At 71.6% G+C, this 12,918-nt stretch carries 11 protein-coding genes; 7 read left to right on the top strand and 4 right to left on the bottom strand.

The annotated features are described in order from the left end of the window. Window positions 1-69: 69 nt before the first annotated feature. Window positions 70-603, bottom strand: a complete 534-nt coding sequence (locus tag FHS34_RS27030; protein ID WP_184970008.1) for a TerD family protein — start codon at window positions 601-603, stop codon at window positions 70-72. A 152-nt stretch (window positions 604-755) separates the two neighbouring features. Between FHS34_RS27030 and FHS34_RS27025 the strand changes: the two genes are divergently transcribed. From FHS34_RS27025 to FHS34_RS27015, 3 genes are all read left to right on the top strand, one after another. Continuing rightward, window positions 756-1,361 (top strand): YdbC family protein, encoded by a 606-nt coding sequence (locus FHS34_RS27025; RefSeq protein WP_184970006.1) that lies wholly within the window; start codon window positions 756-758, stop codon window positions 1,359-1,361. 137 nt (window positions 1,362-1,498) lie between these two features. Beyond that, a complete protein-coding gene (locus FHS34_RS27020) occupies window positions 1,499-2,158 on the top strand; it encodes a histidine phosphatase family protein (RefSeq protein ID WP_184970004.1) in 660 nt (219 codons plus the stop codon). A 12-nt stretch (window positions 2,159-2,170) separates the two neighbouring features. Beyond that, window positions 2,171-3,076, top strand: a complete 906-nt coding sequence (locus FHS34_RS27015) for an ADP-ribosylglycohydrolase family protein (protein WP_184970002.1) — start codon at window positions 2,171-2,173, stop codon at window positions 3,074-3,076. Between the two features lie 399 nt (window positions 3,077-3,475). Here FHS34_RS27015 and FHS34_RS27010 read toward each other — a convergent pair whose 3' ends face one another. Next, a complete protein-coding gene (locus FHS34_RS27010) occupies window positions 3,476-5,026 on the bottom strand; it encodes an MFS transporter (RefSeq protein ID WP_184970000.1) in 1,551 nt (516 codons plus the stop codon). Between the two features lie 182 nt (window positions 5,027-5,208). On the opposite strand from FHS34_RS27010, the gene FHS34_RS27005 reads away from it, so the two are divergent. The 3 genes from FHS34_RS27005 to FHS34_RS26995 all read left to right on the top strand — a co-directional run bounded on the left by FHS34_RS27005 (window position 5,209) and on the right by FHS34_RS26995 (window position 7,313). Next, on the top strand, window positions 5,209-5,832 hold the full coding sequence (locus FHS34_RS27005; protein WP_184969998.1) for a TetR/AcrR family transcriptional regulator: 624 nt from the start codon (window positions 5,209-5,211) through the stop codon (window positions 5,830-5,832). An 81-nt stretch (window positions 5,833-5,913) separates the two neighbouring features. Beyond that, window positions 5,914-6,615 (top strand): ribonuclease HII, encoded by a 702-nt coding sequence (gene rnhB / locus FHS34_RS27000; protein WP_184969996.1) that lies wholly within the window; start codon window positions 5,914-5,916, stop codon window positions 6,613-6,615. 68 nt (window positions 6,616-6,683) lie between these two features. After that, entirely contained in the window at window positions 6,684-7,313 is a 630-nt protein-coding gene (locus FHS34_RS26995; protein ID WP_184969994.1) for a hypothetical protein, read from the top strand. 429 nt (window positions 7,314-7,742) lie between these two features. Here the strand turns inward: FHS34_RS26995 and FHS34_RS26990 are convergent, their stop codons facing one another. Both FHS34_RS26990 and FHS34_RS26985 read right to left on the bottom strand, forming a co-directional pair. Next, window positions 7,743-8,363: a hypothetical protein gene (locus FHS34_RS26990; protein WP_184969992.1), complete on the bottom strand. Its 621-nt coding sequence runs from the start codon at window positions 8,361-8,363 to the stop codon at window positions 7,743-7,745. 416 nt (window positions 8,364-8,779) lie between these two features. Continuing rightward, the gene (locus FHS34_RS26985; protein WP_184969990.1) at window positions 8,780-10,945 is read right to left on the bottom strand and encodes a RecQ family ATP-dependent DNA helicase; all 2,166 of its coding nucleotides are present in this window, start codon (window positions 10,943-10,945) and stop codon (window positions 8,780-8,782) included. A gap of 142 nt (window positions 10,946-11,087) precedes the next feature. Between FHS34_RS26985 and FHS34_RS26980 the strand changes: the two genes are divergently transcribed. Continuing rightward, complete coding sequence (locus tag FHS34_RS26980; protein ID WP_184969988.1) at window positions 11,088-12,665, top strand: DUF4192 domain-containing protein; 1,578 nt, start codon at window positions 11,088-11,090, stop codon at window positions 12,663-12,665. Window positions 12,666-12,918: the final 253 nt, after the last annotated feature.

The following is a 12,918-nucleotide window of genomic DNA, read 5'->3' as shown; positions in this document are numbered from 1 at the left end:
TTGATCAAGTAAGGGGCGCCGGCCAGGGCCGGCGCCCCTTACTCGCGCGGTACGACCGCGGAACGAACGTCAGGGCTGGTGTGCCCTGCCCATGACCCGGGGGAAGCCCGCCGGATCCTCGTCGAAGCCGTGCACCCCGGGGCGGAACGTCCACTCGCCGGAGTCGTCCCGGACGAACTCGGCGATCGTGGCGGCCGTCGCGCCGAGTACCGAGCCGAAGTCGTCCTCCGCGAGCACGGTGTACCCCTCACGGATACGCATGGCCGGATTCAGCACGTGGACGAACGTCTTGTGCTCGGATCGCTGCTGGATGACGACGCCGACCACCACGCGCGCGTAGCGGTCGGAGAGGCGCTCCAGTTCCAGCGTCATGACCTCGTCCCAGCCGAAGCCCCGGCCGTCCGTGCTGTCACGGTTGAGCACGATCGTGCCGTCCGGCGAGCGGCTGTCGAAGTGCACCAGATAGGCCGGAGTGCCGTACGCGTCACCGGAGACGAAGGTCGCGGCGACGATGTCGAGATCGGTCGGCGGCCGACCCCCCGGACTGGGGTCCCACTTGAGCGCGACCTCGACCTTGCGGATTCCCTTGCTGAAGCCGGTCACCAGGCTTCCCCTTCCCCCTGTGGCAGGCTCGACCCCAACTCCCCTTCAGCCGGGGCCTCTTGTCCATCGTGCCATGTACGCGGGGGCGCACGCGCGGGCGATCTCCGCCGGAGCGTGACCGACGCCACGCCCGGGGGCCTTACGATGGCGCGGTGCTGGTCAAGTGGATTCGCTGCACCGTGGTTGACCGCCGGGGCTTCGAGCGGGGACAGCGAAAATGGGCGGGGCTTCTGGGGGAGCCGGGTTTTCGGGGGCAGGGCGGGGGCTGGAGCCGGCAGCGACCGGGAGTGGCCCACATCTTCGCCTTCTGGGAGAGCCGTGCCTTCTACGACTCCTTCATGGCCCGCTCCCACGACCGCCTCGCCGCCGCCCAGTCCGGCAGTTTCAAGGACGCGCAGGTCAAGCTGTTCGAGTACCGCTTCGACGTGAAGACGGGGTTCGAACCGCGCTTCACCGACACCGACCTGATCCGCGTGGCGCTGTGCCGGGTCCACGAGGAGCGCGTCGAGCACTACACGCTCATGCAGGAGAAGGTCTGGAATCCCGCGATGGCCGGCTCGCCCGGCATGATCCGCGGCATGTTCGCCGAGGCGCCCGAGCAGGAGTTCCTGATCCTTTCGATGTGGCGGTCCGCGGCCGAGCACGGAAAGTACCGCACGGAACGCATCGAGCGCCTGGCTCTGCGCGCCCAGACCGAGGCGGACGTCGCGGCGCTCTCGGGTGACATCGTGGATCTGGAGCCGTCCTGGACGGTCTGAAGCACATCGGTCCGACAATCAAACGCACTGCCTGGCGTCACCGCACGGCGTGTCCGGAAGCGGGAGTTTGTGTGACCTACGCCGTATGGAGCCCGTACGGGTGCTCGACTCCCCCCGATTCGATCTAGGGTTTCGGCATGGCACGACCACGGCGCATCGTCCTTGTCCGGCACGGCGAGTCAACGGGCAACGTCGACGACTCCGTGTACGAACGCGAGCCCGACCATGCCCTCGGGCTGACCGAGCGCGGATGGCGGCAGGCCGAGGAGACCGGCAGACAGCTGCGGGAGCTCTTCGGCCGGGAACCGGTGAGCGTGTACGTCTCCCCGTACCGCCGCACCCTTGAGACGCTCCGTGCCTTCCACCTCGACCCGGACCTCATACGTGTCCGGGAGGAGCCCCGGCTGCGCGAGCAGGACTGGGGCAACTGGCAGGACCGCGACGACGTGCGCCTCCAGAAGACCTACCGGGACGCCTACGGTCACTTCTTCTTCAGGTTCCCGCAGGGCGAGTCCGGCGCCGACGTGTACGACCGGGTCGGCGGTTTCCTGGAGAGCCTCTACCGCAGCTTCGAGGCCCCCGACCACCCTCCGAACGTGCTCCTGGTGACCCACGGGCTCGCGATGCGGCTGTTCTGCATGCGCTGGTTCCACTGGACGGTCGCGGAATTCGAGTCCCTGTCGAATCCGGGGAACGCCGAGGTGCGGATGCTCGTTCTCGGGGAGGACGGCAAGTACACGCTCGACCGGCCTTTCGAACGCTGGCGGGAGCCCGTTCCCTACTGGGTGACCGGATAGAGTGGCAGAGCGATGACCGCTGACTCCTCTTCCCTCGGGCGCCTGGAGCGCGCCCTGACGAGCCTGCGCGGACTGGCCGTGGGGGACGCGCTGGGCTCCCAGTTCTTCGTCCCCGCGAACTATCCGCTGCTCAAGCGCCGCGAACTGCCCGCGGGCCCGTGGCAGTGGACGGACGACACCGAGATGGCTTGCTCCGTGGTCGCCGTCCTCGCCGCCCACCACCGCGTCGACCAGGACGCGCTCGCCCGCTCCTTCGCCGAGCACCACGACTTCGACCGCGGCTACGGCCCCGCCGTCAACCGGCTGCTGCGCCTGGTCCGGGAGGGTGAGGACTGGCGCAAGCTGGCCGCCGAACTCTTCAACGGGCAGGGGTCCTGGGGCAACGGCGCCGCGATGCGGATCGCCCCCCTGGGCGCGTGGTACGCGGACGATCCCGAGCAGGCGACCCACCAGGCGGAGATCTCGGCCTATCCCACGCATCAGCACCGGGAAGCCGTGGTGGGGGCCATGGCCGTGGCCGCGGCGGCGGCGCTGGCGGGCTCGCCGGACGGGCCGCCCGCCCCCGAAACCCTCCTCGACGGGGTCATCGCGCTCGTGCCGAAGAGCGCGGTCGGCCAGGGCCTCCGTCGTGCCCGGGACATGCTCGACTACGGCGACGCGGCCACCGTCGCGGCCGTCCTCGGCTGCGGACGCCGTACGACCGCTCATGACACCGTCCCCTTCGCCCTGTGGTCCGCGGCACGGGCCCTCGGCGACTACACCTCGGCCTTCTGGACCACGGCCCAGGTCGGCGGGGACGTTGACACGACCTGCGCGATCGTGGGGGGCGTGCTCGGCGCGGGAAAGGCGGGAGCACCGCCCGCCGAGTGGGTGCGGCACACCGAGGCACTGCCCGACTGGGTGCCCGCGGGATTCTGAGGGCCTCGTTGCCCGGGACGTCCGCCTGTGCCGGCGGTCCCGGGCTGGCCGCCTGTCCTTGCGGTTGGAAACTCTCCGTGCATGCCGGGAACTCTCCGTGACCGCCCCTCGTTGTTCCGGTGTCCGCTGTTCACCGCGACTGTGACCGGGGGAAGTCCCGCGGAACCGCGGCGACGAGGGAGGGGGTGCGCGATGGCGTTCACGTCACTGATGCCCGTGCTGTTTCCAGGGCCGGGCCCGGGGCTGTTCTCGGCCGTCTTCCCGGCCTTGTTGTCGGCGTTGTCGGCGTTGTCGTGTCTGCCGGCGGCCGTCGTGCGGCCGGCCGGACCGTCGCGTGCGCCGACCGTGCCCCGGCGGCGGCGGTCCGGCCGGCCGCGGCTCCCCGCGGCGCGGCCTGAATCAGCCCATGTGCGGGGTCGCCGAGCCGGAGAGCGGGTCGAGGTCGTCCTTGCGGACCCGCAGCACCAGCCAGGCGGTGAAGAAGGCGAGCGCGGCCATCGCGGCGGCCGGTATGAACGCAGTGGAGATGCCGTGCGCGAGCACATCATGCCCCCAGGGCGCGGGCAGCTGGTGCGTCTTGGCGAACTGTGCCTTCTGCTCCGGAGAGGCGTCGGAGAGGAACTTCGGCAGCTGCTTCTTCGCCTCGTCCGTGCTGGCCGACCCGAAGACGGTCGTCAGGATGGACAGCCCGAGCGAACCGCCCACCTGCTGCATGGCGTTGAGCAGTCCGGAAGCCGCACCCGCCTCGTGCTGGGCGACCCCGGACACGGCGGTGACGGTGGCCGTCACGAAGTTCAGGCCCATGCCGAAGCCGAACGCCAGCATGGGGCCGAGCACGCCGCCCACATAGGTGCTGTCGGGCCGGATGAAGGACTGCCAGACCAGGCCGATCACCACGAGGGCGGTACCGGTCATCATGAACGGCTTGGGGCCGAGCGCCGACAGGAAGCGCTGGGACAGACCCGCGCCCACCGCGATCGCGACGGTCACGGGCAGGAAGGCGAGACCGGCCTTGATGGCGCTGTAGCCGAGCACGTTCTGCACGAACAGCACGATGTAGAAGAACATGCCGAACATCGCCGCGGCCAGGCACAGCATGATCACGTACGTTCCCCAGCGGTTCCGGTCGGCGAACATCCGGAGCGGCGTGATCGGTTCCTTGGCCCGCATCTCGGTGAAGACGAAGGCGAACAGCAGCACCACGGCCGCGCCGAAGGACCCGAGCGTGAGGCTGTCCCGCCAGCCGTCCTCCGCGGCGCGGATGAACCCGTACACCAGCGAGGCCATGCCGACCGTCGAGGTCAGCGCGCCGGTGATGTCGAAGCGTCCCGGGTGGCGCTGGGACTCGTTGATGTACAGCGGTGCGAGCACGGCGATCAGCACGCCGATGGGCACGTTGACGAACAGCACCCACCGCCAGTCGAGCCAGTCCGTGAGCATGCCGCCCGCGAGCAGGCCGATGGCGCCACCACCCGCGGACACGGCGGCGAACACACCGAAGGCCCGGTTGCGTTCCTGGCCTTCGGGGAAGGTCGTGGTGATCAGTGCCAGCGCCGTGGGGGACGCGATCGCGCCGCCCACACCCTGCAGGGCGCGTGCGGCCAGCAACTGCCAGGGCTCCTGGGCCAGGCCGCCCAGCAGCGAGGCGAAGGTGAACAGCAGGATGCCGGTCATGAACACCCGGCGGCGGCCGAGGATGTCACCGGCCCGCGCACCGAGCAGCAGCAGACCGCCGAAGGTGAGCGTGTAGGCGCTGACCACCCACGTCAGGTCCGTGGTGCTGAACTCGAGAGCTTCTTGAATGTGCGGGAGCGCGATGTTCACAATCGTCGCGTCCAGTACCACCATGAGTTGGCAGGCCGCGATGACGGTGAGTGCGATGCCGGGATGCCCCTCCCGGCGGGCCACACCCGGTTTCTTGTCATCCTTGAGCAACTGAGAGGTCGTCACTATGGGTCCCCCTGAAGGCGGTTAGTGAACGAATGCGTTCACTTTCCCGTCCACGGTAGTGAGTCCCCAACAGTGAACGCAAGCGTTCACTTAATCGTGCGCCGCGCCTGCGTCCCCCTCTTGCTGCAGCGCGGCGCCACCGCCCCGGAACACCCGCTTCCCTCGCATGCTGGAGAACACAGATGGTTACCTCGCGCTGGACGGCCGCGCCTGCAGGGGCGGCTTCCCCCCGTCGGCGCGGTGCGGTGCTGGAGCGCGCGATCCTCGACGCCGCCCTGGAGCAGCTCAGTACGGTCGGCTGGAAAGGGCTGACCATGGAGGGCATCGCGGCCGGTGCTCAGACGGGCAAGGCGGCGGTCTACCGTCGCTGGCCCTCCAAGGAGGATCTGGTCGCCGACGCCCTGAAGTCCGGACTGCCCCGGGTGGAGAAGGCGCCCGACCTCGGGAGTGTGCGCGAGGACCTCCTCGCCCTGTGCCGGCAGGTGCGGGAGATCATGTATTCGCGACCTGGCGTCGCGCTGCGGTCGATCATTCACGAATGCGACAGCGAGCAGGCGGAGCGCTTCGGGGAGGTGATCGTGGGAAGCGTGGTGGGACCGACCGTCAAACTGCTTCGCGAGGTCATCTGTCGCGGAATAAACCGTGGTGAAGTTCGCTCGGACGCCGCCAACGGGTATGTCTTCGACGCCATCCCGGCCATGATGATGTACCGGTCAAAGATGTGCGCAAGCGAATGGAACGACCGGGATCTCGAAGAGATGGTCGACCTGCTGATGCTCCCGCTGCTGCGGCCCTACGGGGCGTGATCCCCGGCACCGGCGCCCTCGGGGCCGGTGGGGCGACCGGGGTGTCCTCCGAGGATCGCGGCGGCGTAGTCTAAGGGCGCCATGCCGTACGAACCACCTACTCACACCGTCGAGCGCTCCCTGCGCGCCACGACCGGAGCGAAGGTCATTGCCGGTGTCGACGAGGTGGGGCGCGGCGCCTGGGCCGGGCCCGTCACAGTCTGCGCGGCGATCACCGGACTGCGCCGCCCGCCCGTGGGGCTCACCGACTCCAAGCTCCTGACGGTCAAGCGCCGTACGGAACTCGCCGAGACGCTGCGGTCATGGGTGACGGCCTACTCGCTGGGGCATGCATCTCCCGAGGAGATCGACGACCTGGGGATGACGGCCGCGCTGCGGCTCGCCGCGGTCCGCGCACTGGATGTCCTGCCGGTCCGCCCCGACGCCGTGATCCTCGACGGGAAGCACGATTACCTCGGCGCCCCCTGGAAGGTACGCACGGTGATCAAGGGCGATCGGTCGTGTGTAGCGGTCGCCGCGGCGTCGGTGATCGCCAAGGTTCAGCGCGACAAAATGATGGCCGAACTGGGTATCGACCATGCAGACTTCAGATTTGCGGACAACGCCGGGTATCCGTCACCCGTGCACAAGGCCGCGCTGGAGGAGTGGGGGCCCACCCCGCACCACCGTTTGTCCTGGGCGTATCTTGATGCGTTGCCTCAGTGGCGGCACCTCAAGAGGGTCCGCAGCTGGGCGGATGGAAGCGTTCCGGAAATCGAGGGCCAGCTCGGCTTCGATTTCTGACGGTTCCGCTCGCACTGATGTGCCCCCCGGTCGTCCGCACCGCACCAATGTTTGATAAATATCAGCTCATGCCTCTCATTCCCGAGGAGCCTCAGATTCACGAGAGTGCCCAGGGTCCCCGCGCCACGCCGTCCAGCGGCCGCACCGCGCCGACCCCTCGCCCCGTACCCGGCCCCCGCCCCGCAGCTCCGTCCCGCCCCGGTCGCCCAGGCCCTCTGCGGCCCACGCCGCCGGTGCAGCGCACGCCGCGTGACGTGGCTCCGGCCAAGCCAGGCCCCTCCGGCCCGGCCGCTCCCGCCGCCACGGCGGGTCCGCAAGTCCAGCTGATCCCGGCCTCGGCGGAGGGCGCGCTCGACGCCGCCGAAGAGGCGGTGGACCTGCTCCTGGACTCGGGCCGTGCCCCCGGCGACGTGCTCGTGATCACCACGGGTGCCCAGCACCCGTGGGCCGAGCACGAGCTGTCCTTCGGCGAAGCGTCCTACTGGGCGCAGCACGACGCCGGTGACGACGTCTTCTACGCGGACGCCGCCGTCGCCTCCCGCGCCGGGTCCCGCCCGGTGGTCGTCGTGGCCGTCAACGGGGGTCCCGACTCCGCTGCCGGCACCGTGCTGCCGGTCGCCCAGTCACGTGCCGATGCACTGCTGATCGTCTGCGGCGACCCGCAGCAGATCAACTCGGTGCTGGGCGCCGGCGTCTGACCCGCGTCCGGCACCTCGGGACACCGAGGTGCCGCTTCGGCGGACTCCGCCCGGTGTGGCTTCTGGCGTGCCCGGACGACGGGCCGCGGCCGAGCCGCCGGCGGATCTGCTCCTGGAGACGCCGGAGGGAGTGCGGGCAACGGACGTTCCGCGGCCCTGATCCCGGTCACCGCGACGATGCGTGCGAGGCCGGGCAGGTACGCCGTCGGCGCGGCCGTGTACCCGGCGGGGGACCGCGCAGGGGCACGCCGGAGCTGATGTCGTAGGTCCGTCGGCCCACCCGCCCGTCTGAGCTTCTCGGCCGTGCTCGTGGCGCCCGCCGGATCGGCCGGAACTCCTCCGACACCCGCCGGTCGTGCCGCGCCTACCGCGGCACGGAGCGTCGCGCCGTCCGTGGCCCGGAGCGTCGTACCGTCCGCGCCGCGCGGATCAGCGAGCCGCCGCCCGGCGCAGCACCTCGGAGACCGGGCCGCCGGTGCGCGGGATGAGCGCCGGGGCCTCCGACGTGGCGAAGGGCTCAGGCGCGGAGTGCGCGTTGGGCCGGCGCCCGCCGCGTCCCTCGCCGAGGACCTGCCAGCCGTCCTGGGTCAGCGTGATGTATGCCCCGCAGCGCAGCCCGTGCAGTGTGCAGGCATCGCGCAGCCCCCACATCCAGGCGCCGTCCTCCTCGGTCCAACGCGCCTCTCCCTCGCGGCAGTAGAGCAGGACGGCGGTGCGCACGGGGGTGCGGCGACGCAGGTCGTGCGGAATCACCCGGCGCAGCTGATCCAGCAGCGCGTTGCGGAACATCCAGCCGTCGGCCGGCGCCGGACGGCGCGTGAAGGAGGCGCTGGCCCGCAGCCGCTCGTCCGGGTCGAGAACCGCGACGATCGCCGTCAGCGGCCTCGGGTGGTGGCGGGCATGCAGCCCGCCCACGATCTCACGGGGGTTGCGCAGCAGCGGGATTCCGGCGGACGCCCACTCCGCCGGCTCGAGCAGGCGACTGGCAGAAGCGGCGGACGTGGACGTCGACAACGAGGCCGCCGAAGACGATGCGAATCCGAAGGTCACGTTCCTCCCTTCGGCTACGCGCCCATACTGCGGGCGAGGTCGGATTCGGGGGAGCGCGCACCGCAGCGGAGCCCAACCGGAATGCGGAGGAGCCGTGCGGGTAGCGGACCTCAATTCTTCCTGTCGAACTTGGATGCGGCAACGAGCAATTGGGGCCACCGACTGTTATCTGACGGTGCGAGGCTTATATCCCTACCCAAAGGTCGGCCGATGACGCCTGCGGCGCCCGGTCCCGGTCCGACGAGCCGTCGCAAGCCCCCGTGCGGGTCCCCGGAGGGCGAGGGCCAGCGGCAACACACCGCATGTCCTGGACGGCCGGGGACCAGTGACAACGCGTCGCTCATCCCGCCCGGGGAGGGGCCGGCGGCGACGCGTCGCTCGTCCCCGGATGGCCAGGAATCAGCGACAAGCGTTGCTCATCCCTGGACGGCGAGAACCAACGGCAGTACGCCACGCGCTCCGGACCGCCTGAGCAGCCGTGCCGCGATCGCCAGGGTCCAGCCCGTCTCCGTGAAGTCGTCGACCAGCAGCACCGGACCGTCGGCCTCGGCGAGCGCCGACGCCAGGGCGGGCGGCACCGTCAACGCGCCGTCGAGGGCCTTCAGTCGCTGCGCGCTGTTGCTCCGTGGCGATCGGGGCGTGTCCCCCGCGTACTCCACCGAGCCGAGCATGGGCAGCCTGCCGATCTCGGCGATCCGGGAGCCCAGGGAGCGGATCAGCAGAGGCCGGCTGCGCGAGCCCACCGTGACCACGCCCACCGGCCGGGCAGGGGCGTCGGACGCGCCGGAGGCCCAGCCGCCGGGACCCCGGGCCCAGTCGGCCAGTACGTCGACCACGGCGCGCGCCACGTCGTCCGGCACCTCGGCGTCCGGCGTCCGGGGCGCGAGCAGCGGACGCAGCCGGTTGCCCCAGCCGATGTCCGACAGACGCCCCAGAGCCCGGCCCGGCGAGGCCTGTTCCCCGGCCGGAATGCGCCCCTTGAGCTCGATGCCGATGGCCGGGAGCCCGGTCGGCCACATGCGGCGGGGCTCCACTTCCACCCCGGCACGGCCCAGGTCGCTGCGCGCCGCGTCCAGGGCCGCCGCGGACAGGCCGGAGGCGAAGCGCGGTTCCGTGCAGTTGTCGCAGCGGCCACAGGGCTTGGCGCCCTCGTCGTCCAGCTGGCGCTGAAGGAACTCCATCCGGCACTCGGTGGTGGTCGCGTACTCACGCATCGCCTGCTGCTCGGCCGAGCGCTGCCGGGCCACCCACGCGTAGCGCTCGGCGTCGTACGACCACGGCTGCCCGGTGGCGATCCAGCCGCCCTTCACCCTGCGCACGGCTCCGTCCACGTCGAGGACCTTGAGCATGGTCTCCAGGCGTGAGCGGCGCAGCTCGACCAGCGGTTCCAGGGCGGGCAGGGACAGGGGGCCGTCCGCTTGGGCCAGGACGTCCAGGGTGCGCCGCACCAGGTCCTCGGAGGGGAACGCCAGCGACGCGAAGTACTCCCAGATCGCCTCGTCCTCCTTGCCCGGCAGCAGCAGTACCTCGGCGTGTGCCACGCCGCGCCCGGCCCTGCCGACCTGCTGGTAGTAGGCGATGGGGGAGGAGGGCGAGCCGAGGTGGACGACGAAACCGAGATCCGGCTTGTCGAAACCCATACCGAGCGCGGAGGTGGCGATCAGTGCCTTGACGCGGTTGGCGAGCAGATCGTCCTCCGCCTGCTGCCGGTCGGCGTTCTCCGTCTTGCCCGTGTAGGAGGTGACGGCGTGCCCGCGCTGCCTCAGGAAGGCGGTGACCTCCTCGGCGGCCGCGACGGTGAGGGTGTAGACGATGCCGGAGCCCGGCAGGTCGTCGAGATGGTCGGCGAGCCATGCCATCCGGTGCGCCGCGTCCGGCAGCCGCAGCACGCCGAGGCTCAGGCTCTCCCGGTCCAGTGGCCCACGCAGCACCAGCGCGTCGGACGTGCCGCCCGTGCCGAGCTGTTCGGCGACGTCCGCGGTCACCCGTGCGTTGGCCGTGGCGGTGGTGGCCAGCACCGGGACGCCGGGCGGGAGGTCGCCGAGCATGGTGCGCAGCCGGCGGTAGTCGGGCCGGAAGTCGTGGCCCCAGTCGGAGATGCAGTGGGCCTCGTCCACGACCAGCAGGCCGGTGGCGGCGGACAGCTTGGGCAGCACCTGGTCACGGAAGTCGGGGTTGTTCAGTCGCTCCGGTGAGACCAGCAGCACGTCGACGGCGCCGGCCGCGATCTCGGCCTGGACGGCGTCCCACTCGTCGGTGTTGGCGGAGTTGATGGTCCGGGCGTGGATACCGGCCCTGCCCGCGGCCTCCACCTGGTTGCGCATGAGCGCGAGCAGCGGCGAGACGATCACCGTGGGCCCGCTTCCTCTGGCCCGCAACAGCGAGGTCGCCACGAAGTACACCGCGGACTTGCCCCAGCCCGTGCGCTGTACGACCAGGGCCCGGCGCCGGTCGGCGACCAGCGCCTCGATCGCCCGCCACTGGTCCTCGCGCAGCCGGGCGGCGCCCGTGGCATCCCCGACGAGCCGGGCGAGGACGGCGTCGGCCTGTGCCCGGAGATCCGCGTTGCTCGTGTGTTCCATGCGTTCCATACAACAGGACGGGACCGACAACCGGGCGGGCCCGGGCCGGGGCTGTGGACGGCGACGTGGGCTTTGTCGTGTCCCTGATTCGACTTATCCACAGGCCCAACCGGAATCTCGCGATCCGCGAGATCGTCGGCGCATGACGAACCACAGCGGAACCACCGGACCTTTCGGAAACAACGACATCCCGGCGCAGGAGCCGCCGGCCGGACCGAGCGAGCACGCCGCTCAGGTCACCCTGCGCACCCCGGCCGAGCTGGCCGACGCTCTGCCCTACCTGCTCGGCTACCGCCCGGAGGACAGCATGGTGCTCGTGGCCCTGCACGACCGCGGCGGCCGTGGCAGGTTCGGTGGCCGGGCCCGGCTCGGAATCCCCGCGGGCGAGGAGGACTGGGAGGCGGCCGCCCGGCAACTCGCCCGTGGGCTGGTGACCGGCAGCGAGCGGCGCGGCACCCGGCCCGAGCGGATGGTGGCCTACGTCTGCCAGGAGCCGGGCCCCGGGGAGTCCGGCCGGGACGTCAAACGACGGCTGGAGAGGCTGGCCCATCTGATGCGTACCGAGTGCGGCAGTCTCGACGTCCCGGTCGTCGAGGCACTGTGCATCTCGGACGGCCGTTTCTGGTCGTACTGCTGCCCGGTCAAGGACTGCTGCCCCGAGGACGGCTCGCCGATGGGCCTGCCCGGCACCTCCGTGCTCGCCGCGGCCGCCACCTACGCCGGCATCCAGGTGCGCGGCACCCTGAGGGAACTGCGCACGAGGCTGCAGCCCTGGGAGACCACCGCGGCCCTGGAACAGGAGATCGCCCTGGACGCGGCCGGCATGAGCCTGGTGCCCCGCATCCTGGACGAGACGACCCGCGGGGAGGTGGCGGAGGAGACCATCGGTCTCGCCGAGCGGCTCATCCACCGCTTCGCCGCGGCGGCGCCGGTCTCCGGCACCCATCCGGCGGACGTACGCGACGACGGGCTGCTCGGGGACGAAGAGGCGGCGACCCTCATCCTCGGCCTGCAGGACCGCACGACCCGGGACAGGGCAGCCGCCTGGATGGAGGGGGACGAGGCGGATCCTGCGCTCCGGCTCTGGCGCGCCCTGTCCCGGCGCTGCGTCGGGCCCTACGGCGAGCACGCCGCCGCTCCGCTGACCCTCGCCGGCTGGGTCGCCTGGTCCACGGGTGACGAACTGGAGGCGCGGGAGGCATTGGCCATGGCTCTGGGGGCGGATCCCGACTACCTCTTCGCCCGTCTGCTGCACCAAGCGTGCAACGAGGGCCTCGACCCCGAAGCGGTCCGCCGCTGCCTGCGCGCCGAGACCGCGCAGCGCACGCCCGCGCAGAGCACGGAGGATGTGCCCCAGGCAGCACGGCCCGCTCTCGCCGAGCCCCCGCACACGCCGGCCCCGCAGATCCCCGGCCCGCAGACCCCGACCCCGACATCCGGAATCTCCGCCGACGACCGGATTCCCGGCTCCCGCGCCGGCGTGCGGCGTCGCCGCCGTGCGCGCGGCGCGGACGGCGGCGACGGCCGCCCGGCGGCCCGGGTGAAGGCAGCACGACGGAGGCCGGCCGACTCCCGTCCCCGCTCGTCCGCCGCCGAGGCCACCCGGCCCGCCACCCACGGCCCGGGCATCACGCGCACGCGTGCGACAGCCGTGGACGACGCCACGACCGGTGGCGCCCCGTCGGACAGCGGCCGCTCGCAGTCCGAGGGAGACGGATGAGCCTCTGCCGATGTGAGTCCGGGCGGTCAGCCGCCCGCACCGGAAGAGTCGGCCCACCGCCCACCCAGACCCCAGGCGGCTCCGCCCCCGCCCAAGCGCACTCCCGGTGCGGTGCCGTGGCCGATGGGGGAGAGCGCTCCGCACGGCGCCGCAGAGAGGCGCCCGTGAGGTGCCGGGCACCACGGGGAGGGCGCCACCGCCCGCCATCGGAGCGGACCTCCGGTGTGATGCAGGCGGGGAGTGCGCCGGCGGT

Origin of the sequence: Streptomyces echinatus, from assembly GCF_014203595.1 — a bacterium.
GTDB lineage: Bacteria > Actinomycetota > Actinomycetes > Streptomycetales > Streptomycetaceae > Streptomyces > Streptomyces echinatus.
This window is presented reverse-complemented; position numbering and strand designations above follow the sequence as displayed.

What these genes read in the sequence shown, in the direction of transcription:
- FHS34_RS27020 (WP_184970004.1), top strand. Translation starts at nt 1,499, where the DNA reads ATGGCACGACCACGGCGCATCGTCCTTGTCCGGCACGGCGAGTCAACG.
- FHS34_RS27015 (WP_184970002.1), top strand. Translation starts at nt 2,171, where the DNA reads ATGACCGCTGACTCCTCTTCCCTCGGGCGCCTGGAGCGCGCCCTGACG.
- FHS34_RS27005 (WP_184969998.1), top strand. Translation starts at nt 5,209, where the DNA reads ATGGTTACCTCGCGCTGGACGGCCGCGCCTGCAGGGGCGGCTTCCCCC.
- rnhB (WP_184969996.1), top strand. Translation starts at nt 5,914, where the DNA reads ATGCCGTACGAACCACCTACTCACACCGTCGAGCGCTCCCTGCGCGCC.
- FHS34_RS26995 (WP_184969994.1), top strand. Translation starts at nt 6,684, where the DNA reads ATGCCTCTCATTCCCGAGGAGCCTCAGATTCACGAGAGTGCCCAGGGT.
- FHS34_RS26985 (WP_184969990.1), bottom strand. Translation starts at nt 10,945, where the DNA reads ATGGAACACACGAGCAACGCGGATCTCCGGGCACAGGCCGACGCCGTC.
- FHS34_RS26980 (WP_184969988.1), top strand. Translation starts at nt 11,088, where the DNA reads ATGACGAACCACAGCGGAACCACCGGACCTTTCGGAAACAACGACATC.